Origin of the sequence: Desulfopila sp. IMCC35008, assembly GCF_010646885.2 — a bacterium.
Classification (GTDB): Bacteria; Desulfobacterota; Desulfobulbia; order Desulfobulbales; family Desulfocapsaceae; genus Desulfopila.
This window is the reverse complement of record NZ_CP050700.1, coordinates 388052-411263: the sequence shown is the minus strand read 5'-3', so window position 1 is coordinate 411263 and position 23212 is coordinate 388052. Positions and strand designations below refer to the sequence as shown.

The window sequence follows — 23212 nt, the reverse complement described above, 5'->3', positions numbered from 1 at the left end:
AGATTCCACCATGTACGATGACAAGGAATTAAAGGAATACAGGGATCTCCTGCCGCCACCCGACCACTTTGAGGAAGGGTTCGACTGGAAAACTATTATCGGGGCCATCTTCATCGGTTTCCTGATGATGCCGGGGTCCATGTACCTCCAGCTTGTCATCGGCCAGGGAATCGGTCCTGCTGCCCGCTGGGTAACCATTATCCTCTTTGCCGAGATTGCCAAACGAGCCCACTCCGATCTCAAGCAGCAGGAGATTTTCCTGCTCTATTACATGGCCGGTGCCGCCCTCGCCTCACCTTTTTCCGGTCTACTCTGGAATCAATATCTTGTTCAGTCTGATGCGGCCCGGATGCTTGGCGTGACAGAATTCATTCCATCCTGGGTGGCGCCAGGTCCCGACTCCCTCTCCATGGTGGAACGAACCTTTTTTCACCGGGACTGGATGATACCGATCCTCCTGCTGGTCGGCTCACAGATCATACAGCGAATTGACCATTTTGGCCTTGGCTATGCCCTGTACCGAATCACCTCAGATGTTGAAAAGTTACCTTTCCCCATGGCCCCGGTCGCCGCACTCGGGACAATGGCTCTGGCAGAATCGGCAGAAGAAAAAGAGAAAAGCTGGAAGTGGCGAGTTTTCTCAATTGGTGGCGTTATCGGTCTCGCTTTCGGGGCGGTATATGTACTGCTGCCAATTGTCTCAGGCCTCATCTTTACAGAACAGATCCGACTTATCCCCATCCCCTGGATTGAGCTTACCGGCTATACCGAGGAAATATTACCGGCAGTCGCCACTGGGCTGCAATTTGACCTGGGCCTGGTTTTCGTTGGTATGGTACTTCCCTTCTGGGCGGTTATAGGGGGCTTTATCGGACTTATCATAACCATCATCCTCAACCCATTGCTCTACTCATGGGGAGTACTTACCCGCTGGCATCCCGGCATGGCCACTGTGGATACCGTTTTTGCCAATAATTTCGATTTTTACATGAGTTTTGGTATCGGGCTCGGTCTGGCTATCGGTGCGCTCGGTGTCTGGTCAGTCGTCCGGTCATTTCGAAGCAGTGGGGCCGAACGGGGCACACTGCAGGATCTTTTTAATCCACCAGCAGGAAGGGGCGACTTCAACTTCTGGATATCCATCGGCATTTATCTTTTCTCCACCCTTGCCTACGTAGGTCTCTGCGTCTGGCTGGTTCCCTCTTTCCCCTGGATATTCTTTCTGGCCTACGGATTTATCTACACCCCGATTATTTCTTATATCACGGCCAGAATGGAAGGTATTGCCGGACAGTTTGTGAGCCTGCCGCTGGTACGGGAAGCGAGTTTTATTGCGGGTGCCCGATTCTTCGGTTACCAGGGGATCGAGATATGGTATGCGCCCATTCCGATACACAATTACGGTGAGGCCACAGTCCAGTTTCGCCAGATCGAGTTGACCGGAACCTCGCTCCGAGGGATTATCAAAGCGGAATTCCTGGTATTCCCCATCGTCATGATTGCCAGCCTGCTCTTCTCCCAGTTCATCTGGAGACTCGCGCCAATACCTTCGGCAAGCTATCCATTTGCCCAAGAACTTTGGCACCTCCAGGCACTCAACACCCTGCTCATGCAGACCTCCACCCTGGAGGGTAACTCCATGTTCTATCAGGCTCTGGATGGCACCACTGTGCTCTCCGGACTCGGCTTCGGGGTGCTCATGTATTTTGTACTGTCCATCTTCGGCTTACCGGTCCTCCTTATCTACGGTGTTGTTCGCGGTCTGGGCCAGTCGACCCCGCACGGCCTTATCCTCGAAGTTGCAGGAGCACTCATCGGCCGTTATTTCTTTTTTAAGAAATATGGGCCGATGTGGCGCCAATACGCCCCGGTATTACTTGCGGGTTTCTCCTGCGGCATGGGTTTAAGCGGCATGTTTGCCATGGGGTTTGCGCTTATCATGAAATCCCTTGGGTATATGGCCTATTAGGGAGTACAATCAGGTCTGCTGCAAACCATTACTGCTCTCCGGCTTCTTGACATCATTTTCAGCCATGACAATATTGAAATGATAGCAGACAAGAATTTTATGGTAACCAGAAAATAACCGAACAAAACGACAGTAAAATTTAACTCTTTCACGATCATGCCCCTGCAGAAATACCAACCTTATAAACAACACAAAAGCCGACTGATAGTACCAATTTCCTTATTAGCCATGGTGGTTATTTCAGCTCTTTCCGTTACGGCCCTCAACGCTAATGATCAAGTTCCTCATGAGGTTGGTGGCTTTAGCCTTGGCTCTGATATCAACGAGTATCCCGAGGTAGTGGCTTCAAACTTCCTCCAGGAAACGGTCGTAACCGACAGATATGGGTTCCGTAAAGGTATTATTTCTACCGGGGTCTGCAAATATCCAGATAAGATACTCAAAATGCGTCTGAAGTATGAAGACTCGGATAAAAAATTCTTCCAGAAGCTGCTGAAAGAGTACAAAAAGAAATATGGGGCACCTCACGAGTGGAAAGGAGACTCGTTCGGTATAGTGCACATCTGGAAGTGGCACTTCACAGACAGTGAGAACAGGAAGGTCAGCCTCTCCCTCCAGCATAACCTGAAAAACATCAACGAGAACATCGGTAACCTGGTTAAACTCTCCTACCCTGAACTGGTGGAAGAGGAGCGTGCCTGTTTCAACCAGATGTGTGAAGAGAAGAAAAAAGATCAGGATGTTAAAAAGCGCGAAGAGTTGAAACAACCAGACTGGGATTACATGATTCCCAAATGACCAGACAACGAGGCTGGAATGGCCTGCATTTTACCTTGCCAGAAGATTGTGAGGATATCGTCTCAGGTGAACGTCATCTGCTCATCGAAAAGGATTTTCTACCGGTAATGGAAATTCGCTGGGAACTACCGGCAGAAAAAAAACAGACAGCCACCATCGATTCTGTTGTCCGTCAGTTCAAGAAATCAACCTCCAATGAATGCCGGGAAGTCCCACCACCTCGACACCTTGCGAAATTCGCCAAAGAGAACGCAATATGTTGTCTCCAAACGGATAATGCAAATGAAGGTATAAGCCTCATCTGGCAATACAGAAAATGCAGGACTCTGATTCTATGCCGAATATATACCCATCCTGCTGTCTTCAACGATGATATTTCCAAGACCCTCCAATCCATCTCCTGTCACCATCAGAGCGATCAACCAACGCTCTGGAGTGTCCAGGATTTCCAGTTGCAGATTCCAGCAATTTATCGTCTTGCCGGTTACAGTTTTCAGGCAGGTCTGACCAGACTTCTCTTTGAGGATAAGGCAACGCGGCTTCTGTTCTGCAGAATGGCACCTGCCTCCGACAGGCTGGCCGACAAGTCCCTTGACGAACTCCTGTTTTCACTCGACGACAGACTCTCAAAAGACAACATCGAAGAAAACAATGCCCAAACTGCCAGTGCAGGAACATCACCTTCTCTCATGGGCCAGATTCTTTTACGGTTGAAAAGGAAAAAGGCATTCTGCCAGGGCATAATCCGCCATGACCATTCAATGAACAGGATTCTGGCCATTATCTGTGAAAGCAACCATCCGATCGAACCGGACTCCATTCAATCTCTTTTTTCGCATTATGAAATTATTTCGTAACAAGAGACCGGCATACCAGATCAGTCGCGAGGAAGCACTGAACTGTATCCCGGAAATTATTCCGTCTGTTCATTGGCAGCATCTCGAAAACGGCGATGTGCTGATAGAATACCAGCTTGCCATTAAGCCCATGTTGCAGGCAATTTTTAAACGATTCAACCAGGGTAAAAACGAAGAAATCAAAAAGAAACTGCAACTTGATAGTCACGGTAGCAGGGTCTTCAGTTTCATTAACGGAGAAAAGACCGTCCGGGAAATCATTGAAGAGTTCGCCCGCGCAACAACCATCACAAGACAGGAAGCTGAACTATCAGTCACCACCTTTCTCCGCGAGCTTGGAAAACGAGGAATTATTATTCTACGCTAAAGTATGGTTCTATCTCACGCTAGATTCAGTTGTCTTGCAACCAACTTCAGATCTTCCCAGGTCGCCCGCTTCATCCCTTCATTTTGCATGAGAAACGTCGGATGGTAGGTGGCAACAAGGGGGATCTTCCTGCCGTCTGTACACTTGTAGGAATGGAAGCGACCCCTTAACCTCGATAGGGAGTCAGAGCGGCTGAGCATCATCCTCGCAGGAATCATGCCCATTGCAAGGATCATCTCAGGACGCAATACAGCAACCTGTTTCTGCAGATACGAATAACAGGCGTTAACATGCTCGGCCTGCGGTTGTCTGGCAAGAGGGACTGCGCACTTAATAACATTGGTCACAAAAACATCGGACCTCGGAAGCTTTATTGCGTCCAGCATACGAGCGAGCATACGGTCCTGTTCTATTCCGAAGACACATGTTTGCGGAAGCCTTGTGCCCTTGTCTGCCGGCAATCGGTCCCCGACGATTAAAAGTCGTGCCCTCTCCCCTCCATTTCCTGCCACAGGTAGAATCCTGAACTCTGCCAAAGCGCAGGCGGTACAGGCCGCAATCTCGTTCCCAAGCTCTTGAAGAGAACCTGAAGGCACCGTATCCAAGGGAGAATCGTCTTTCTTGACCTCCGACTTGGCAGCTCTCCTGGCAAGAGGAGTATCTACCGACACAGCGGCTTTCACCTTTCGGAGCGTACCTTCTTGCGGTTGGTGGTTCAACAGCGCAAAAGTCCCCTCATTGGCAGGATACTTCTCAATCCCAACCGACTTATGATAAGCAAGCTGCGAGCCGATATCCTTCAATATGTCACGTGCTGTTGTTTTCACACACCCTCATTCTGATTTTCCGTAACAGACAACTTCTATACCCCTAAGCCTATTTTCTCAACAGTTCAGGCGGATAAAATACCATATCCACCATACCATTACCATGTTTTCACTTCTCTACGTACCCCACGTACAAACTTCAATCCATATCTTGCAGGAAAGTCAAAATTGTTTTGAAGTACCACAAAAAGAGAAAGCATTTTTTTTGGGCATATGCTAACGTGATATAGCACATTGTGGTTATTATTGATGCCGGCCAGATTAATTTCTTCCCGGCATAAATCCGTTACATGGACATGGATTGCCTTGGTCGTTATCGTCATTAAAATCGACTTGGGCGGGCTACAGACGATTTCGCTACTGGTAGGATAGGGTATATGGAAAAGCTTGAATTCAGGACCTCACGGAAAAAACTTGGGAAAACCCAGAAACAACTGGCCGAACTACTCGGAATGTCGCTCAAGACAATCCACAGCTACGAACAGGGCTGGCGATCGATTCCCAATCATATTGAACGGCAGATTTATTTCCTGCTCATCCATCAGCGAAACCGCAATAAAATCCTGACGCCGTGTTGGGACAAAAAACAATGTGCCATCAAAGAAGATTGCCCTGCCTGGGAATTTCAGTCCGGACATCTCTGCTGGTTCCTTTGCGGCACCCTGTGCGAATGCACTCAGGATACAGACCGCAAAGACAAGCTTAAAATCTGCAGGGATTGCGAGATATTCACTGAATTACTCGATTGATACGACAAAATGCAAGCGATTTGACGCGAATAAGGCTTGCCACCTATTAAAGTAATATCTATAATAGGTGTACATATATGGCGTAACCGTATAACTACATGGACTTATAGCAGGAGACGTATCAATGCCAATCTATGAATATGAATGTTCTGAATGTAAAACTGTTTTTGAAACGCTTGTCACTTCAGCGTCAACAGAAACTGAAGTTGCCTGTACCAAGTGCAGCAGCACCAAGGTACAGAAAATAATGAGCGCGGGAAGCCTCCGGGTAGGTTCCGGAGGAGGATTGCCGATAGCACCGCCGCACGGAGGCGGCTGTGGCGGCGGCTCCGGATTTTCCTGAGCGACCTGATACGATTCCGGGCGAATCGTCTATAACAGCAATAGCGTATGTCGGTTGAGTAGCAGCAGATATACGCTATTTTTGTTCTTTCTTTTCCGGTTTGGAAAAATCATAGATTCTCTCATTCTTTTTAAGCAGGCCAAAATCCTTCCGGGCTATCTCTTCCAGGTATTCAGGGTCATTCCGGAGTTGTTCCAACTCCGCTGTCAATTTCTCGTTCTCCAATCGTAGTCTTTCTTTCTCAGCTTGCAGTTCCTTCAACTCGGAGCGCTGTCTCAAAAGGGAAACAACACCCTGATTCGGTGCGAACAGCACCCAGAGGACCCCCAGACAGGTCAGTGCAATACAGACCTTGCGCAGCCTGTTCTTCTGTATCGGGGAAGGTTTCTGTACCGGTCTTCTTTTTTTAGCCAAAGTTACACCGCTATTCAATCCGCATAATAAACAAAATCAGGATTCCCACTTCATACAGCAGGTACAGAGGTCCACCCATGAGCAACATGTTGACAATATCGGGCGTAGGCGTAAGTAGGGCCGCGACAATTGCAATAAGAAGCACTGCATAACGCCTATGCTTGCTGAAAAATCGCCGGGACGAAATACCCACCTTTGCCAGAAAGACCATGAATATAGGCAACTCGAATATCACCCCGAAGGCAAGTATGAAGAGGGTGACGAAATTAACAAAACGGCCGATGGAAATAACAGGTTTCAACTCCTCTGAACCAAAACCGAGCAGGAATTTTATGCCAAACGGTAACGTAACGTAATAACAAAACAGAGTTCCACCATAAAACAATAGGGAGGTAAAAAAAACGAAGAGTATAAGTTGCTTACGAGAAACGGCGAAGGGTGCCGCCATAGCCCGCCACAGTACAAAGATGATCCATGGCATCAGGAGATACAAGGCACCAAAGAGCGACATCTTGACATGAGCCAGGAAAGGCCCTGCCACAGAAAAGAAGTAGAGTTTTTCAGCCAGGTGCTCCTGGATATATCTCAGCATCTGCGGGGAGAGAAAGAACACGGTTGCAGTTGCCAGGATAAGCGATAAACCGAGACTGCGAATCGACTTACGCAGTTCAGTAATAAAAATGATAAGTGATGATTGGGCGGCCATATCTGGTTGGCAAGGTAACGAGGTCAGTCCGAAAGGGAACAGTGAAATAAGAAAAACGGGGGGCACCCGTAACATAACGCTGGCAGGATAGCAGAAGCAGTGGGGAATTGCAATTTGATTGAGGTTGCGTTCGACAAGAAGAGATGATAAACAGGAAATAGTAACAGTACATTCATGTATATCTGGAATCATGCATACTTACCTGTTCCGTCAACATACCAGCTGAGATTATCAGCCAAAAACAAGTAAGAATGTGTGCTTTATTACATCCAATTTTCACCGACAACAACTATTATGCTGGAATTACGATTCATCCGGGAAAACCTGGAGCTGGTAAAGGAAAAGAGCGCGAAGCGGGGAATGGACACCGCCCCCCTGGATACCTTCTATGAGATCGACCAGAGAAGACTGGCCATCCTTGGCGAAGTGGAAGCACTGAAGAACAACAGAAATACTGCCTCCCGCGAAATTGCCATACTCAAACAAGGCTCAGATGAAGACAAGGCCAAAGCGGAACCGATGATCATTGAGATGCGTGAAATCGGTACCAAAATTAAGACGCTGGATTCAGAGCTTGCCGATATTCAGGAGAAACTCAACACCATCGTCATGGCAATCCCAAACCTGTGCCATGATGACGTGCCGGTCGGTCAGGACGACACGGACAATATTGAGATTCGCAAATGGGGCGAAAAGCCGGAATTCACCTTTGAGCCGAAACCACATTGGGAAGTGGGTGAGAACCTGGGCATCCTCGATTTCGAATGTGCCGCAAAACTTTCCGGCTCACGATTTGCCCTGCTTAAAGGGTTTGCCTCAAAACTGAGCCGCGCCCTGACTAATTTCATGCTTGATCTTCATACACAAAAGCATGGCTATACCGAAATGTTGCCACCGTTTATGGTCAACACCTCATCTATGACCGCTACCGGCCAACTGCCGAAGTTTGAAGAAGACCTGTTTAAAATAGCCGATTGGGATCTCTACCTTATCCCAACAGCCGAAGTGCCGATCACCAATATCCATCGTGATGAGACAATTGAGGAAAAAGACCTTCCGCTCAACTATACGGCGTATACTCCTTGTTTTCGTTCTGAAGCCGGTTCCCACGGCAGGGATACAAGAGGCCTTATCCGCCAGCACCAGTTTGAGAAAGTGGAACTGGTTAAATTTACCACCCCGGAAAAATCCATGGAGGCCCTGGAGGAACTTCTAAGTGAAGCGGAAGAAGTACTTAAACTTCTCGGCCTCCACTACCGTGTAGTGACCCTCTGCTCCGGCGATCTTGGATTTTCTTCCACCAAGACCTACGATATCGAGGTATGGCTGCCGGCACAACAGGCCTATCGAGAAATATCCTCCTGCTCCAACTTTCTCGACTTTCAGGCCCGGCGTGGTTCTATTCGCTATCGCCCTGAAGGACAAAAGAAAAGTAAACTGGTGCACACCCTGAACGGGTCCGGCCTCGCCGTTGGCAGGACCATTGTCGCCCTGCTTGAGAATTACCAGCAGGAAGACGGTACCATCGCCCTTCCGGAGGTATTGAAACCATATTTTGAAAGCCGCTTCTAGCCCTGCCACCTACCAGGGCAGAAGCCTTTTGCAGATTCCATCTTCCCAAGGGGGTGGAATCTGTAAAAAATGCAACACTACTTCCATCACAGGCCAAGGAGTTCCCCGCCAATGAGCAAATTTCATGGACTGCGCCATCCCGTTACGATCATTATCGCTTTACTTTTTCTCTGCCTCACACCATTTATAGGCACTGCAGAACAACCTGCCTTATCACCCAAAGTAAAGGCCGATGTCAATTCCATGATGGCCGGACTCAGCGACGAACAGGTACGCAGCCTGCTCATTGAGGAGTTACAAAAAGATGCCCTGAATAATACAAACACTACTGTGAAATCTGCCGGTCCCGACGGTGTTCTTCAAGAGATGCTTGATGGGCTTGAACATGTATCGACCAGCAGTGACGACCAGACCCAAGCGCTGTTTGAAAAGATACCAAACGTATTGCCTGATATTTACACAATTTTTGTCAGGCTTTGCCCTCACCAGACAATTAAGGGTGCCATAGGCAACCTGGCCGGTATACTTTTTTTTATACTCATCGGATTGTTTATTGAGAAGAGTGCCAGGAAAATTATTCTTCCAAAATTTGTAAAAGCTGAATCTCTTGGAAACATATTTACGCCAATACATAATTTTGAAAAAATCACCGCTTCGTTGGTCCTTGAACTTCCATCAATTATAGGTTTGTTCTTGTTTTTCGCCGCTGCCTACTTCTGTTATATGTTTTTTATCTGGACAGATATTGCCTATCTCAGGATCGTTTTCCTGGCTACCCTCATCAGTGTAACTTTGATTCGGGCTATCACTATTTTTTCACGCATCCTGTTTAGCCCCCGTAGCCCGACGCTCAGGATAATGCCCATGGAATGTCATATTGCCGGTACCATTCACAGACTGGTCACATGGACAGCCGGATATGCGGTTATCGGCCTGATGTTTATCGTCGTCAGCAAGAAACTAGGAGCAATGCCGGAAACCGTCACACTGCTTCAACTTTTTATCGCCTCCCTTTTACTGCTGATTTCTGCCGGCCTGATACTCCTCCTCAAAAACAAAGTGAAAGAGCAGATACTTGTACCCTCTGCGGCTGGTGATGACAAACCCAGTTGGGGAAGACAACAGTTCGCCTCAATCTGGCATATTCCAGCCCTTCTTTATCTCGGTTGCCTATGGATTTTACTGTTTACCAACCTCATTAACCCCACAGAACATACACGGGGAGCATTTCTGCTCAGTTTTTTCATATTACCGATCTGGATTGTTGCAGATATGGCCCTGCAGTGGATCGTCAGGTACTCAATGGCCACCCTGAAGATTTATTCAGACAGTCTGGACGAGGGTGAAGAGATCTCAGAAGAGGAACTGGACAACCGTGACAAAGGCAGAAAGACATATCATCGGGTATTGCTCATTTCAAGGATTTTCCTGGTTTTGGGACTCATTGTCTGGGTTGCCAGTCTCTGGAATATACAAATTCCTGTCTTTTCCCGACTCTCCGCTGTTATTTTCGATGCTCTTGTTATCATGACACTGGCCATGCTGTTCTGGAAATTTATCAGCAACTGGATTGAACGGAAAATTGAAGAATCGATACCGAAAGAAGACCCGGACAAGGAAGAATCCGATGACGAATGGGGATCCGCAGCAGCCAGGGGCAGGTCATACACCTTGCTTCCCATGCTCCGGCGCTTTATAGGTACCATATTGATGACAATGGTCACACTGACCCTGCTCTCATCCATGGGGGTTGATATAGGGCCGCTACTGGCCGGTGCAGGTGTGATTGGTCTCGCCGTCGGTTTTGGGGCCCAGAAACTTGTAGCTGACATGTTTTCTGGCTTTTTCTACCTTCTCGATGATGCCTTCCGGGTTGGAGAATACATTGAAGCTGGAGGTATCATGGGAACCGTGGAGAATATAAGCCTTAGAAACGTGATGCTCCGCCACCACCGTGGCATGCTGCAAATAGTCCCCCATAGTGAACTCGGCTCCATCACCAACTACATGCGAGGTGGGATCGTGGTTAAATTCAATCTCGATTTCCCCTATGATGCAGATATCGACCAGATCCGTAAGATTATCAAAAAAGTAGGTATCGCAATGCTTGAGGATGAAGAGCTCGGAGGTGACTTTATAAAGCAAGTCAAGTCGCAGGGCGTTCGTGAGATTACCAACTCCGTCATGACGATAAGGGTGAAATTCACGGCCAAAGCCGGAGCTCATTTTGTTATCCGCAGAGAAGCATACAGGAGGATAACCGAGGCCCTGAGGGCCAAGGGCATCGAATACGCCCACAAGAAAGTCATTGTGGATATTCCCACGCCTCCTCCGGGAGCACCAGCCCCGACACAGGAACAGCTTATCCAGGCGGCCGGTGCTGCGGCCCAGCAGGTAGTCGAAGAGGAACAGGCCAATAAAAACCAGCAGACGGGAAAGTCACAACCCTCGGGTGCATTTGACTGATTCCTCCACCAGCAATGGAACCCTCAAAAAAGATGACAGGCCTCTGTGTCTGCCATCTTTTTAGACCGGATTTTGCATCAGGTCAGGTTTCTTGCCGTTATGTATCTTTCTTAGGGAGCTTAATGCGCAACTCTAGCTCTTCTATGTCATCAACAAACTTGAGACTGGCAACAAAACCGTGCACGGTACCTGCCAGTGCCTCCTGGACAAAATCTTTTATCGGCACCTTATTACCATTGATAAGTAGTGCCGTCTGTTCGAAACGCACCGATTTACCGACCAGGAATCGTTTCTCTATAAACTGGGCGATCTCCCTGCTTTCATCGAGCCTGAAGATATAATCACCGACGATATCCTCAATGTCGGTGGCGACGGCTATCACTCCATGCACCTCATTGCGGAGCATCTGCTCGGGGTTCCTGCTCACCTCTATTTTAGCAATTTTGCGCGCGGACTTAAAACCCTCACCAATTACAATATCCACATCCGGAAAATAGCGGTGTGCCAAAGTCCGAAGCGATAGGTCAGTGCTCCCGGTCTGCAACACCATCTGATCAGGAGCGACGAAAAGTACACTGTCCGCCCCGACCTCCTTATATCGCTGAGTATCCGTGCCATGGCTGTCAAACATCACTCCGTTACTGCTGCTTGACTTGATGACTGCCACCCGGTAGCCCATCTCCTTAAGTTCTGCCACTACTTCACTGATCAATGTCGTTTTACCGCTGTCGTGCCAACCGATAAACGTTACAATTGCTGACATTCGCACCCCTGCTCCCAGCTGATTTCAAATTGCTATTCACATTCTCACCACTAACGGTCTGTTCTTTCAACATTACGGTATTTAATAGAAATTGTCGATAGAGCCAGCCCTATTAACCGAAGACCTGTTGATTGAAAAAATATACCTGGTTTTCATAGATAAAACAGTTTCATTGCTTTCTTTCTTTCCCTTCTGTGTTACATTTACCTAATGCAGCTATTTCGAGATTTGTCGGACATCATCCGGACAACCTGAAGCTGCAGAACTTCCAGTCGCATCACCTGATCATATCGCAATATTACAGCATTTTCTGTTCAGGAGGATTTCATGAAGCACAACTTGTTATCGACTATTGCAATATTCCTGCTGCTCTCCCTGCCGTTTACAGCCCAATCGGAATCCACCGACAACAGCCTGCCGGATTTTACCCTGACTGTTCCCCAAAGTGAAACAGACCGGCAATACTTGGGCCTGAAAAAGGAACCCGGGGAAACCTTCTCCATTAAGGAAATCGACGCGGACATCCTGCTCATAGAACTCTTCTCCATGTACTGCCCGTTCTGCCAGGAAGAGGCGCCTGCGGTGAACATCCTATTCCAGGCCATGCAGGATTATTCAGAGTCGGGAGTGTCGGTAAAGATTATAGGACTAGGCGCCAACAATTCGGAATTTGAGGTTGATCACTTCCGAACCACTTATGACGTCAAATTCCCTCTTTTTGCTGACAAGGATATGTCCATGTACGACGCCCTGGGGGGTAAGGGAACTCCCGGTTTTGTCGGTTGCAAAAAAGGGCAGGATGACAGTTTTACAATCGTGCTCAAACAATCGGGCGGCTTTCATCATCCTGATGAATTCCTGCTTGAGCTCTTAAAGAAGAGTGGCTACAAAGAATAGGAGGTGCACAATGAAAACCTCGACAACATATGTACCGCTGATACTTGTCCTGTTGTTCGCCTGTTTGCTTTTTCCCGTGGCCGTACCGGCCGCCCCTCAACCGTTGAAAGATGCCATCTATGATCCAGGCCAGCTGAAACCCAGAGACAGCATTCTCAAGGTTGCTCCCGGGAACAAGGCACCGAACTTCAAACTACCCTCTATTTCAGGCAGTGAGATCTCTCTTTCTGATTTCGAGGGTAAATCAAATGTGGTTCTTTCATTTATCCCCGCAGCATGGACCCCGGTCTGCTCCGATCAATGGCCCGGCTATAATATTGCAGAGAAATTGTTTCAGGAACACAACACCATACTGCTCGGAATATCGGTGGACAATATTCCCACCCTCCATGCCTGGACCGGCCAGATGGGCAAACTCTGGTTCGACGTCCTCTCTGATTTCTGGCCACATGGAAAAGTAGCCGAGAGTTATGGTTTATTACGTTCCAACGGAGTTGCTGAAAGAGCTCTGGTATACATCAAAAAGGATGGTATCATCAGTCATATAGAGGTCTCCGACATCAATGTCAGACCACCTCTTGAAGAAATTGTAAAGCAGTTACAAAAAATGAGTGGCTCATAATCCGCCTACCCCAGCAGAAAAGTACGAAACTCGTCCACCCGGGTAAAATAGAAATCACATATTCCTTCCATATCGAGACGGATTTCCGGTATCTGGTGCCCCCAGCCCGCCGCTGCAACAGAAACGCCTGTTGCCCCCCCCATCTTCACTCCTGGCTTGAGATCATCGAGAATGAGTGCATCTTCACTTGTAATCTGAAATTCGTCTAAAATACATTCTACCGGATAGGGGCTCGGTTTTCGTTTCTCACTGTCGACATGCCAACCAAAAATAATCTCTGGCTCAATAGGAGTAGAGTTTGAGTGGTGCCTGTAATGACTTCTGATGATATCCACATCGGAATGAGAGACCACTGTAATAATGCCACCACGAGCCTTGTACTCGGCAAGCATATCCATGAACCCATCATAAAATTCTGGGATTTTCGTCTGGGTAAACTCCCGCCAAATTGTATACTCCTGCTCTATCTCTTCGTCGTCAAACCCAAGCTCATCCGTATAGTATTCAAAAATACCAGGATTGTAATTTTTCAGAAACCACTCCTCAAGAGAAACAGGCGTCTGCTCCGGACGAAGCCGCTTCATAATTTCCAGATGGGCTGGATAGTGGATTGAGGAGGTACTGTCCACAACCGTATCATCGTGGTCGAGGATGAGACACTTATATCGAATATTCATAATCGGGCGGGTAACTATGTTTCAACGTGACGCATTCAGGAACAGTGCATAGAGCAACTGTATTGGCATAACCACTTTTATAGTTAACGAACCGTGGCTTACTTTGGTGTACACTACCAGATTTTTTGAGTCAAGTATTACCCCTACCCCATAAACACCTCTTGATACGGTATGGTAATCGAAAAAATCAAACGACCTATAATAAGAAAGGAGCAGAGGAGAATGTTTCCTCTCCTTACCAACCAACAGGTGAACACCTGTAGAGTGTTCACCTGTTGACCGGGTTGTGTAACGTTATTGGGGGATATTGGTGAATGGTCGTATTCGTCTAAACTTTAAATTTCATCACCAACGCAGATAAGTTTTCAGCGAGTTTTGAAAGTTCATCCGCAGCTATCTGGACATGTGAGCTACTATCTTTAACATAACCAGACCGCTCTTTTACTTGCGCCACACCTTGAGAAACGTCCGCGCTCATCTGACTGCTTGAGGCAATACTTTCGTTAATTTCACTTACTCCCTGTGTTGCCTGCGTTACATTTTGAACAATTTCATTGGTTGTTATCGATTGTTCTTCTACGGCCGTAACAATGGTCTGGACTATATCATTCACATCTGCAATAACCACTGCAATGCCGCTGATATCCTCAACCGTCATTTTGGTTTGATTCTGAATATCACTGATTGCCTCGCGGATGCTGCCAGTAGCATTCGCAGTCTCACGCGCAAGTTCTTTGATCTCATTCGCTACAACAGCAAATCCCTTGCCGGCATCCCCGGCTCGTGCAGCCTCAATCGTTGCATTCAGCGCCAAAAGGTTAGTCTGTTCAGAAATTTCGGTAATAGTGTCCGTAACCTTGCCAATAGAATCAGCAGCCACGCCTAATGCTTCAACACCTTTCTGTGACCGTTCGGTGGTCGTTACAGCGGTAGCTGTCGTTTCGCTGGCTCGGGCACTATTTTCAGCGATTTCCTTTATAGTATTACCCATCTCCTCGGTGGCAGCTGCAATCATATTCAGGTTTGTAGTGGATTGCTCGGAGGCGGCAGCAACAGAGTCCATATTGCCGGACACTTCATCAGCTTTAGCTGCAGATTGATCTGCAACTGCAGTTGTCTGGTCTGCATTCTCAACGAGTTGTTCCGCGATTGAAGCAAGCTCAGTTGCTGAAGCAGCAAGCGACTCCGACGATTGATTAATTTCTGTCAATACACTGTTTGAGCTTCCCACCATTTCATTCAATGAATCCGACAGGGAACCAAGGGCGTCTTTCGATTTGACATTAAACTTAACCCTATAATCACCAGCCCCAACTTCTGCTGCAACATCGGAAATCGTCTTCACCCTGTTATTTACCACCCTAATGAGCAGAAAATTGAGGCCAAAACCAACCAACAACATAACGAGGCCAATGATAGCGGCCTGTTGAATTAATTTTTTATCTAACCCACTGATAATGTCTATCTTATTCATGCCTATACCAACGAATACGTCCCAGGAATCAAAACGCCCAACATGAGCTATTTTTTCTTCACCTTTCCAGACATATGTTACAAATCCATCTTCTTTAAGATTTTCAAATATCGGTCCAATTCCAGGCAATTTGTATATAGAAGTATCAGGACCAAGCGAAGGATGAATCAGAAACTCACCTTTACTGCCATAGACATAAAAGTACCCCGGACCCATCTTGGTATTGGTTACAAGGTCACGCACCTCTTTGTTCAACATCAAATTTCCGACAAAGAGTGCACCAATTATCTCCTCTTCGTTGTTATAAAGTGGTGAGTAAGCCGTCAGGTACCAATCATCTACCACGAAAGCCTTCCCTAAAAACGTACCTCCTGACATAATCTTCTGATAGACAGGACTTGAGCTATCTATAAATGTTCCTACAGCACGTTTACCATCCTGCTTAACAACAGATGTCGAAATACGAATAAGCTTATTGTCATGCAACTGAAAGATAGTCGCTTTAGCACCTGTCTCTTTGGTTATTCCATCAACAAAATTATTGTCTAAATGAACCTCTTGCGAACCTTTCTTCATCACTGGCATTTTGAAGCCACCTATATCAACAGTGCCCGAATCAAGGTAAAGCGCCGAACCTGAGTTCATCAAAAAATCGAAATAGTTCAGGTCACTCTTCAATTTATTTCTGATATCATTGTCAAGAGCCGCTAAAGCATTCATCATTGACTCATGGATTGTCTCCAGCGCCAATTCACCCTGATCGAAGAGACCTTCGATAGAGGACCTGGTCGAAGCAACTGACAAAACTGTTATTGTTGCAATTGAAATGATTGAGATAACAACGAACATCATTGTTGTAAACTTCATATCTCGAAATGCAGTAACCATACAACATACTCCTTTTAAAGGTGGTTGGGGGCAGAGTGCAAACCTGTTGCTTGCTTGTGGTGTCACCTCTGAAGACACTATAAATTGAGTTATTTTACTATAAAAGTATAGTGTGTGAAAGTAACTATTCAATGAAATTGTTTTTTCAATTTCTCACTTGGTCACTATCGTTTTCCAACCTTATGTCTATCGGTTCCTTCATAGTTTTTATGAAAGTATTACTTTTCACCGCACCACGTTTCACGGGATGCGTGCACACTCACTTTATGAAGCCAGATGGTTCGACACTGCTACACCTTGCTTCCACTTTAAACCCGTAATTTTTTGCACACTTTAATCATATGATGTACCATTGTCTTTTTCAGCGTATTAGCATGACCTGATACATTTTATAATGACCATAAAACAACTGCTTACAACATTAAGGGCTCTTTTACATATACCAACATGGGTCTTGATTTTTTTAGCTCTTGCCGCTGCTGGGGCCTTACTTACAGACCTTTACATACTCTTGACCCTGGGCTCCTGGACGTCGATAACCATCGACAACATTGAATATCTGCGGGGAACTGAAGAATTTGCTACAGGACTGCACGACATGAAGACGTCTTTTCTGTTTTCAGCACTGCTGGCGCTTATTGTCGTAATTGTAACTTTTCGAACATTATACAAAAGAAAAAACAAACCGCCCGTATAACATCAGGACTTGTTACTACAAAACTCAATGAAAAAGTACATACTTTACCAGATTGATGCTTTCACAAAAAGAAGGTTCAAGGGCAACCCCGCCGGTGTTGTTGTCAACAGCGATGGTTTATCAGACAGCCAGATGCAGACAATTGCAAGAGAACTCAACAATTCTGAAACAGCCTTTCTCTTTATGCCGGACGGATCGGACTGTGACGGAGTAATCCGCTATTTTACGCCCAGTGTTGAGGTACCCATCTGTGGGCATGCCACCATTGCAGCAATGTATGCAAAAACAGTTGAAGAGAGCCTTGACTCATATACAGTACAAATGAAAACCGGAGTTGGAGTATTGCCCTTTGAAATTCAACGGCAAGGTGATGAAATTAAGGTATGGATGACTCAGGGACCATTTCAGATTTCGGCTCCTTTATCACCTGAAGTCACTGAGGATATGTTACAATATCTAGGACTCTACCCAGACGATCTTACGCCCGAATGCCCCATACAGATCGCCTCAACCGGTCACTCTAAAGTAATGATTTGTATAAAGAGCAGAGAAACACTTAACCGCCTGACACCTGACATGACCCAGCTTGCACAACTGAGCAACCGCATACAGTGCAATGGCTTTTTTGTCTTTACTCTTGATTCGAACGTCCCTGGCACTTTTAGTTTCGGTCGGATGTTTGCACCCGCAATAGGTATCAATGAAGACCCGGTAACCGGCAATGCCAATGGCCCGTTAGGTGGGTATCTCGTACACAACAATCTCGTTGATACTCATGTCGACACTTTTTCCTTTCACGGAAAACAAGGGGAAGCCATCGGCCGGGAGGGTACTGTAGAAGTCTTAGTCGAAATAGAAAACCACAAGACAAAACTTGTGAAAATTGCAGGAGAAGCCGTTACCGTTTTCAAGACCTCAATTGATCTCTAACCCCGGATACATTCATGTCACTTCACTTCATCCTCATTTACTCAATTACTGTTTTTGTCGCATCTATTATCCCCGGTCCAAGTATGCTGCTTGCCCTGACCCACGGCATGCAGTACGGTGCCAGGAAAACAATCGCCTCCGCCCTTGGCAATGTGACCGTCACGCTGGTGCAGGCATCCGTATCTATTGCCGGCCTGGGAACCATATTGATTGCTTCCGAAACAGTCTTTCAAATTATTAAATGGGCCGGTGCTTGCTATCTGGTATATATCGGTATAACCTTTTTTCTCTCCACCGACTCATTTTCAATCAAGGAAAAAGCCAACAGGCAGACCTGTTCACTCCGCCGGATGTTCATGCAGGCAGCTATTGTCACTGCAGGCAATCCCAAAGCTATCGTTTTCTTTACTGCTATATTCCCACAGTTTATTAATCCACAATCCGCCTACCTGAACCAATGCATCACCCTGCTGGGCATCTGCTCCTTGATAGCCTTTATCTGTTTCATGATCTATGCAATATGCGGTCAAAAAATCGTTATCCTCTTTTCTCAGGCCCACATCCACACGAAGATTAAAAAAGCTATCGGTGTGACATTCATCGGTGCAGGTGCAGGGCTTGCATTAAGTAACAAATAGCATCTGTCGTCTTAAAGCAGAGTCGTAGACTGAAGGAAGCCGCACAGGTGACCGATTTTCTTACCAGCCAAATCTACTGATTTACCAAAAAAAAAGCATGTTTCCTGTATGGAAACATGCTTTTACTTACTAAAACAAGAGGATACTCGGTCATCATTAATATTTATAACGACTGTGCAATATATCCACCTCATCTTTTGGTTTATACCCCGTTTTTATGCTCTCAAGTGATCCTGCAATGGCAAAGACCGACATGTAGCAATGGGTCAGGTAGAAGGCGACAATGCCGACACCTAAAATATTATGAATCATGGTGTAGATTCTCACCGTATCGAGATCGGCTCCGAATCCCCAGATCACATACCCCGTATAAGCCATAACACCGCCACCGACAGTGGCGAACCAAAAATACATTTTCTGCCCGGCATTAAATTTATCAGCGGGTACCGGTTTTTTCTTCTTGCTCAGATATCCACCGAGGATAAACATCCAGTGAATATCGTGCAATTGAGGCAGCATCTTCACGAACCACATCAGCAGCATCAGAAAACCCGGAACCACAAAAACGATGGCTGAGCATAGATGCACATACCGTGCGGTACGGATCAAGGTTCCACCACCGAAAAACGCGCCGAAGATTATCAGCAGACCGGTAATAACCAGGAGGGAAAAGGATACCGCCGCTACAAAATGAACAATACGGTTATAGAGCGAAAAGAAATATATCTGCTCGCCGTCATGATCAAAATGCTTGGCACCAATGATCAGGTAGTGCACCAGAAAAACTGCAGGCACTGCCGTAATCACCACCAGGAAAATCTTCCAGAACCACTGTCCCTGGAGAACCGTAAAAAGTTCTCCATACTGCTGCCAGTCTCCGGTCACCGTTGTAATCAACTCTTTATAATAATCGGCGGATGACGTCACCATGAAACCGTCCATGGCCATTGCACTTCCTGTCACACCCGCTGCTATCACAATACCGAGCAGAAATAATGACGCGATACGTCTCTGCATGGTCTGCTCCTTTCACAAGGTAAATTGACCGCCCGCCCCCCACCTCGGAGAACGGGCAGTGATTAAGTAACTTCTCCCCTGTTCCAGGAGCTACTTTTTCTTATAGGCCTTATCCCAGCCCCAGGCATTCACACCTGAACCACGCTGGAAAACACGCTCACGGTATACATCGGCAACCACGTCTGCATCACCGGCAAGCAGCGCCTTGGTGGCACACATTCCGGAGCAGAGCGGCACCTTGCCCTCGGCAATTCGGTTTTGCCCATAAAGATGTTTCTCCTCAGCAGAGAAAGTCTCTTCTGGACCACCGGCACAAAAGGTACACTTATCCATGGCACCGCGTGCCCCGAATACGTTCCCTTTCGGAAACTGCGGAGCACCGAACGGACAGGCCATGAAACAGTAACCGCAACCGATACAGGTTTTCTTGCTGACCAGTACAATACCGTCATCACGCTGATAAATTGCATCAACGGGACACACTGCGATACACGGCGCATCGGCACAGTGCATACAGGAAACGGATATTGACTTCTCCCCGGGCTTGCCCGAATCGAGGGTGATCACACGGCGGCGGTTAACACCTACCGGGATATGATTCCCTTCTTTACAGGCGACAACACACCCACTACAGTCGATACAGCGTTCTGTATCGCATAAGAATTTTACTCTTGCCATGTCATTCCTCCCAATCAGGCCTTGGTGACTTTACACAGACCGTCCTTGGTGGCCTGGATCTGTGTGATAATATCATAGCCATAGTTAGTAACCACGTTGCCCGACTCACCAACAACAAACGGTGCGTGTCCTTCAGGATACCTGTCTATGAGGTTTTCACCCATCAGGATACCAGCAAAGTGGTACGGCAGGAATATGGTCTTCTTATCCACCCGTTCCGTATGGTACGCCTTGACTTTGATCTTTCCGCCTTCAGGTGACTCGACATACATCATCGCACCATCCCGAATTCCGAGATCATTGGCAAGACTCGGGTTGATTTCCGCATACATCTCCGGCTGAAGTTCGGCCAGATACTGATTGGATCGGGTCTCCGCGCCGGCACCCATATGCTCGACCATTCGACCGGTGGTAACAACGTATGGGAATTCCTTGACCAGATCCGGATTCTGCTCACTCTCGAACCGGGTATCGATGCGATAGTGATTTGTCTTATCCTTATAGGTCGGATAGCGCTTGATCAGATCGGGACGCGGGGAATGCAACGGCTCACGATGGATGGGCACCTGATCCGGAAAGTTCCATACAACACAGCGTGCACGGGCATTTCCAAACGGGGCCATACCACGGGCAATGGCATCTTTAAGGGTTTTCTGGGAGAGATCGGTTTTCCAGTTGGTTCCCGGAACAACCTCCTTGAACTCAGGATAACCGCCATCGACCTCACTACCTGGGTTACAAACGCCCTTGGCAGCAAGCTGGTCTTCTTTACGACCACTGGAGTCGTAGGTTTTTTCGAGACCGAACCGGTTCCTGAACGGCAGCCCACCTTCAGCAACCGGCTTGGAAATATCGTAAAGAATCGGGGTACCCGGATGTTCGTCGGTCCAACAAGGCCAAGGCATACCGAAGTATTCACCGTCACAGGCACCGCCTTTAGCCTGCAGCGTATCAATATCAAAAGTATGCCAGTTTTCAACATGCTTCTTGATACGCTCTGGGGTCTGACCATTGTAACCGATTGTCAGACAGCCGGAACCGAGTTCACGGGTGATATCTTCAGGATTTTGCTTGATACGCTTGTAGAACTGATCGGCAAAACCGAGTTTTTTAACAAGCAACTCCATGACCTGATAATCGTCACGGCTGTTATGTACCGGATCAACAACCTTATGTCGCCACTGGATCTGACGGGAGGTTGAGGTCACACTGCCCGAGGTCTCGTACTGGCTGGAACTCGGTAACAGATAGATATTGTCGGTATCACAGGCAGCAGCGGCCATTGTCGGAAAACAATCGACAACCACCAGCAGATCAAGCTTGTCATAAGCCTTTTTTACCCGATGGTACTGTGAGTTGGAGTTTGCACCGCAACCCCACTGGATCATGGCTTTGATTGGCGTATCCTGATGAATCTTGTCACCATCATTCAGGACACCGTCATACCAGCGTGACAAGGTGAAACCTGGCTTGTGCATCCAGCTCTGGTCCTTGAAACGGGAAACGATATAATCGAAGTCCACATCCCAGACACGGCACCAATGCTTCCACGCTCCCTCGCTCAAACCGTAGTAACCAGGCAGACTGTGAGAGAGGATACACATATCGGTGGATCCCTGGACATTGTCATGGCCACGGAAGATGTTGGTACCACCACCGGATTTACCCATGTTACCAAGTACCAGCTGCAGCAGACAGAAGGAACGGGTTATGGACGAACCGATTGAATGCTGGGTACCACCCATACACCAGGTAAGACTGGTGGGGCGATTCTCGGCCATGGTCTTTGCCACACGTACCGTCTGCTCTGCAGGAATACCGGTGATATCCTCTACCTCTTCAGGCGTGTAGCTCTTAACGACTTCTTTTAATTCCTCGTAACCTGCAACACGGGTTCGAATAAATTCCTTATCTTCCCAGCCATTCGAGATCACAACATTGATCAGGCCGAGCATGAACGCGGCATCGGTACCCGGACGAATGCGGCAATATTCGGTACCTTTTGCAGCGAGTTTTGTCCGGCGGGGATCAACCACGATGATCGGTGCGTTATTCTTTTCCTTCGCATGCAGGATATGCTGCATGGAAACCGGATGTGCTTCTGTTGGATTTGAGCCGATGAATATGAAACTCTTTGCATGTCTCATATCGTTCAGGCTGTTTGTCATTGCTCCGTAACCCCAAGTATTGGCGACACCTGCCACCGTTGCGGAGTGTCAGATACGGGCCTGGTGGTCGACGTTATTCGTCCCCCAGAATGCAGCAAACTTCCTGTGCAGGTAGGCCATCTCAGTTGAGACCTTGGCACTACCATTAAAATGGAGGGCATCGGGACCATCCGCTTCGCGGATCTTGAGCAGCTTGTCACCGATTTCGCCAATTGCCTGATCCCAGGTGATATTGGTCCACTTACCGTTGACCTTTTTCATCGGGTTCTTCAATCGTTTTGGGCTCGTTACCATATCGATGGCACCGGCGCCCTTACAACAGTGTGCACCCCTTGATACAGGATGATCTGAAGCGATCTCCTGACGTACCCATACACCGTTGTGTACCTCAGCCTCGATACCACAGCCGACGGAACAGTAGGTGCAAATGGTTCGTACAGTTTCAGAACCGCTGTAGGGACCAGTCTTACCGGAAGCCGCATTGGCTTTACCAGTCAGTTTCGTGGTCATCGCCGCACCAGTCAGGGCAGCTGTTGCCGCTGAGATCTTTAAAAAAGATCTACGGGCAACCTTTGGATTCAGGGTCATCCTGCGACCGGCAGAGACCAGGCTGCCGGCAGAGGATTTCCTTATCTTACTTCTGGCCATTTCTCGTTCTCCTTATTGAGTAATACCCGTGAATGCAGTCTTCCACA

The 23212-nt window shown here is 47.4% G+C and carries 22 protein-coding genes; 13 read left to right on the top strand and 9 right to left on the bottom strand.

Annotated features, from left to right (window positions below; all coding sequences use genetic code 11):
• Positions 1-10: 10 nt before the first annotated feature.
• The 4 genes from GA520_RS01840 to GA520_RS01825 all read left to right on the top strand — a co-directional run bounded on the left by GA520_RS01840 (position 11) and on the right by GA520_RS01825 (position 3991).
• Positions 11-1969 (top strand): peptide transporter, encoded by a 1959-nt coding sequence (locus tag GA520_RS01840; RefSeq protein ID WP_163340288.1) that lies wholly within the window; start codon positions 11-13, stop codon positions 1967-1969.
• Positions 1970-2125: 156 nt separating this feature from the next.
• The gene (locus tag GA520_RS01835) at positions 2126-2767 is read left to right on the top strand and encodes a hypothetical protein (RefSeq protein ID WP_163340289.1); all 642 of its coding nucleotides are present in this window, start codon (positions 2126-2128) and stop codon (positions 2765-2767) included.
• Entirely contained in the window at positions 2764-3624 is an 861-nt protein-coding gene (locus GA520_RS01830; RefSeq protein ID WP_163340290.1) for a hypothetical protein, read from the top strand. The genes GA520_RS01835 and GA520_RS01830 overlap by 4 nt, the downstream gene beginning before the upstream one ends.
• Positions 3608-3991 carry a PqqD family protein gene (locus tag GA520_RS01825; RefSeq protein WP_163340291.1) on the top strand — a complete coding sequence of 128 codons (384 nt, stop codon included), beginning with the start codon at positions 3608-3610 and terminating at the stop codon, positions 3989-3991. Before GA520_RS01830 ends, GA520_RS01825 begins: the two co-directional genes overlap by 17 nt.
• A gap of 14 nt (positions 3992-4005) precedes the next feature.
• Here GA520_RS01825 and GA520_RS01820 read toward each other — a convergent pair whose 3' ends face one another.
• A complete protein-coding gene (locus tag GA520_RS01820) occupies positions 4006-4818 on the bottom strand; it encodes a uracil-DNA glycosylase (protein ID WP_163340292.1) in 813 nt (270 codons plus the stop codon).
• Positions 4819-5195: 377 nt separating this feature from the next.
• Here GA520_RS01820 and GA520_RS01815 point away from each other — a divergent pair, with 377 nt between their 5' ends.
• Together GA520_RS01815 and GA520_RS01810 are read left to right on the top strand one after the other, a co-directional pair.
• On the top strand, positions 5196-5567 hold the full coding sequence (locus GA520_RS01815) for a DNA-binding transcriptional regulator (RefSeq protein ID WP_163340293.1): 372 nt from the start codon (positions 5196-5198) through the stop codon (positions 5565-5567).
• 124 nt (positions 5568-5691) lie between these two features.
• Positions 5692-5910, top strand: a complete 219-nt coding sequence (locus GA520_RS01810) for a zinc ribbon domain-containing protein (RefSeq protein WP_163340294.1) — start codon at positions 5692-5694, stop codon at positions 5908-5910.
• Between the two features lie 75 nt (positions 5911-5985).
• Here GA520_RS01810 and GA520_RS01805 read toward each other — a convergent pair whose 3' ends face one another.
• Complete coding sequence (locus GA520_RS01805) at positions 5986-6324, bottom strand: septum formation initiator family protein (protein ID WP_163340295.1); 339 nt, start codon at positions 6322-6324, stop codon at positions 5986-5988.
• A gap of 10 nt (positions 6325-6334) precedes the next feature.
• The gene (locus GA520_RS01800) at positions 6335-7222 is read right to left on the bottom strand and encodes a twin-arginine translocase subunit TatC (protein ID WP_240910256.1); all 888 of its coding nucleotides are present in this window, start codon (positions 7220-7222) and stop codon (positions 6335-6337) included.
• A 102-nt stretch (positions 7223-7324) separates the two neighbouring features.
• Here GA520_RS01800 and serS point away from each other — a divergent pair, with 102 nt between their 5' ends.
• Both serS and GA520_RS01790 read left to right on the top strand, forming a co-directional pair.
• Positions 7325-8602 (top strand): serine--tRNA ligase, encoded by a 1278-nt coding sequence (serS, locus tag GA520_RS01795; RefSeq protein ID WP_163340328.1) that lies wholly within the window; start codon positions 7325-7327, stop codon positions 8600-8602.
• Between the two features lie 111 nt (positions 8603-8713).
• Entirely contained in the window at positions 8714-11068 is a 2355-nt protein-coding gene (locus GA520_RS01790) for a mechanosensitive ion channel domain-containing protein (RefSeq protein ID WP_163340296.1), read from the top strand.
• Between the two features lie 97 nt (positions 11069-11165).
• On the opposite strand, the gene mobB is transcribed toward GA520_RS01790, so the two are convergent.
• The gene (gene mobB / locus GA520_RS01785) at positions 11166-11831 is read right to left on the bottom strand and encodes a molybdopterin-guanine dinucleotide biosynthesis protein B (RefSeq protein WP_163340297.1); all 666 of its coding nucleotides are present in this window, start codon (positions 11829-11831) and stop codon (positions 11166-11168) included.
• 327 nt (positions 11832-12158) lie between these two features.
• Between mobB and GA520_RS01780 the strand changes: the two genes are divergently transcribed.
• Both GA520_RS01780 and GA520_RS01775 read left to right on the top strand, forming a co-directional pair.
• Positions 12159-12728 (top strand): peroxiredoxin, encoded by a 570-nt coding sequence (locus GA520_RS01780; RefSeq protein ID WP_163340298.1) that lies wholly within the window; start codon positions 12159-12161, stop codon positions 12726-12728.
• Positions 12729-12738: 10 nt separating this feature from the next.
• Positions 12739-13350: a peroxiredoxin gene (locus GA520_RS01775; protein ID WP_163340299.1), complete on the top strand. Its 612-nt coding sequence runs from the start codon at positions 12739-12741 to the stop codon at positions 13348-13350.
• Between the two features lie 5 nt (positions 13351-13355).
• Here the strand turns inward: GA520_RS01775 and GA520_RS01770 are convergent, their stop codons facing one another.
• Together GA520_RS01770 and GA520_RS01765 are read right to left on the bottom strand one after the other, a co-directional pair.
• Positions 13356-14027 (bottom strand): HAD family hydrolase, encoded by a 672-nt coding sequence (locus GA520_RS01770; RefSeq protein ID WP_163340300.1) that lies wholly within the window; start codon positions 14025-14027, stop codon positions 13356-13358.
• Between the two features lie 328 nt (positions 14028-14355).
• Positions 14356-16389: a methyl-accepting chemotaxis protein gene (locus GA520_RS01765; protein WP_163340301.1), complete on the bottom strand. Its 2034-nt coding sequence runs from the start codon at positions 16387-16389 to the stop codon at positions 14356-14358.
• A gap of 394 nt (positions 16390-16783) precedes the next feature.
• On the opposite strand from GA520_RS01765, the gene GA520_RS01760 reads away from it, so the two are divergent.
• Genes GA520_RS01760 through GA520_RS01750 form a run of 3 tightly spaced genes read left to right on the top strand, consistent with a single transcriptional unit; the run spans position 16784 to position 18654 of the window.
• Positions 16784-17086 (top strand): hypothetical protein, encoded by a 303-nt coding sequence (locus GA520_RS01760; RefSeq protein WP_163340302.1) that lies wholly within the window; start codon positions 16784-16786, stop codon positions 17084-17086.
• A gap of 27 nt (positions 17087-17113) precedes the next feature.
• Entirely contained in the window at positions 17114-18016 is a 903-nt protein-coding gene (locus GA520_RS01755) for a PhzF family isomerase (RefSeq protein ID WP_163340303.1), read from the top strand.
• A gap of 14 nt (positions 18017-18030) precedes the next feature.
• Positions 18031-18654: a LysE family translocator gene (locus GA520_RS01750; RefSeq protein WP_163340304.1), complete on the top strand. Its 624-nt coding sequence runs from the start codon at positions 18031-18033 to the stop codon at positions 18652-18654.
• 156 nt (positions 18655-18810) lie between these two features.
• Here the strand turns inward: GA520_RS01750 and GA520_RS01745 are convergent, their stop codons facing one another.
• The 3 genes from GA520_RS01745 to GA520_RS01735 form a co-directional block, all read right to left on the bottom strand.
• Complete coding sequence (locus tag GA520_RS01745; RefSeq protein ID WP_163340305.1) at positions 18811-19671, bottom strand: formate dehydrogenase subunit gamma; 861 nt, start codon at positions 19669-19671, stop codon at positions 18811-18813.
• A 90-nt stretch (positions 19672-19761) separates the two neighbouring features.
• Positions 19762-20349 carry a formate dehydrogenase FDH3 subunit beta gene (gene fdh3B / locus GA520_RS01740; protein ID WP_163340306.1) on the bottom strand — a complete coding sequence of 196 codons (588 nt, stop codon included), beginning with the start codon at positions 20347-20349 and terminating at the stop codon, positions 19762-19764.
• A 14-nt stretch (positions 20350-20363) separates the two neighbouring features.
• Entirely contained in the window at positions 20364-23105 is a 2742-nt protein-coding gene (locus GA520_RS01735; RefSeq protein ID WP_255494456.1) for a formate dehydrogenase subunit alpha, read from the bottom strand.
• Positions 23106-23212: the final 107 nt, after the last annotated feature.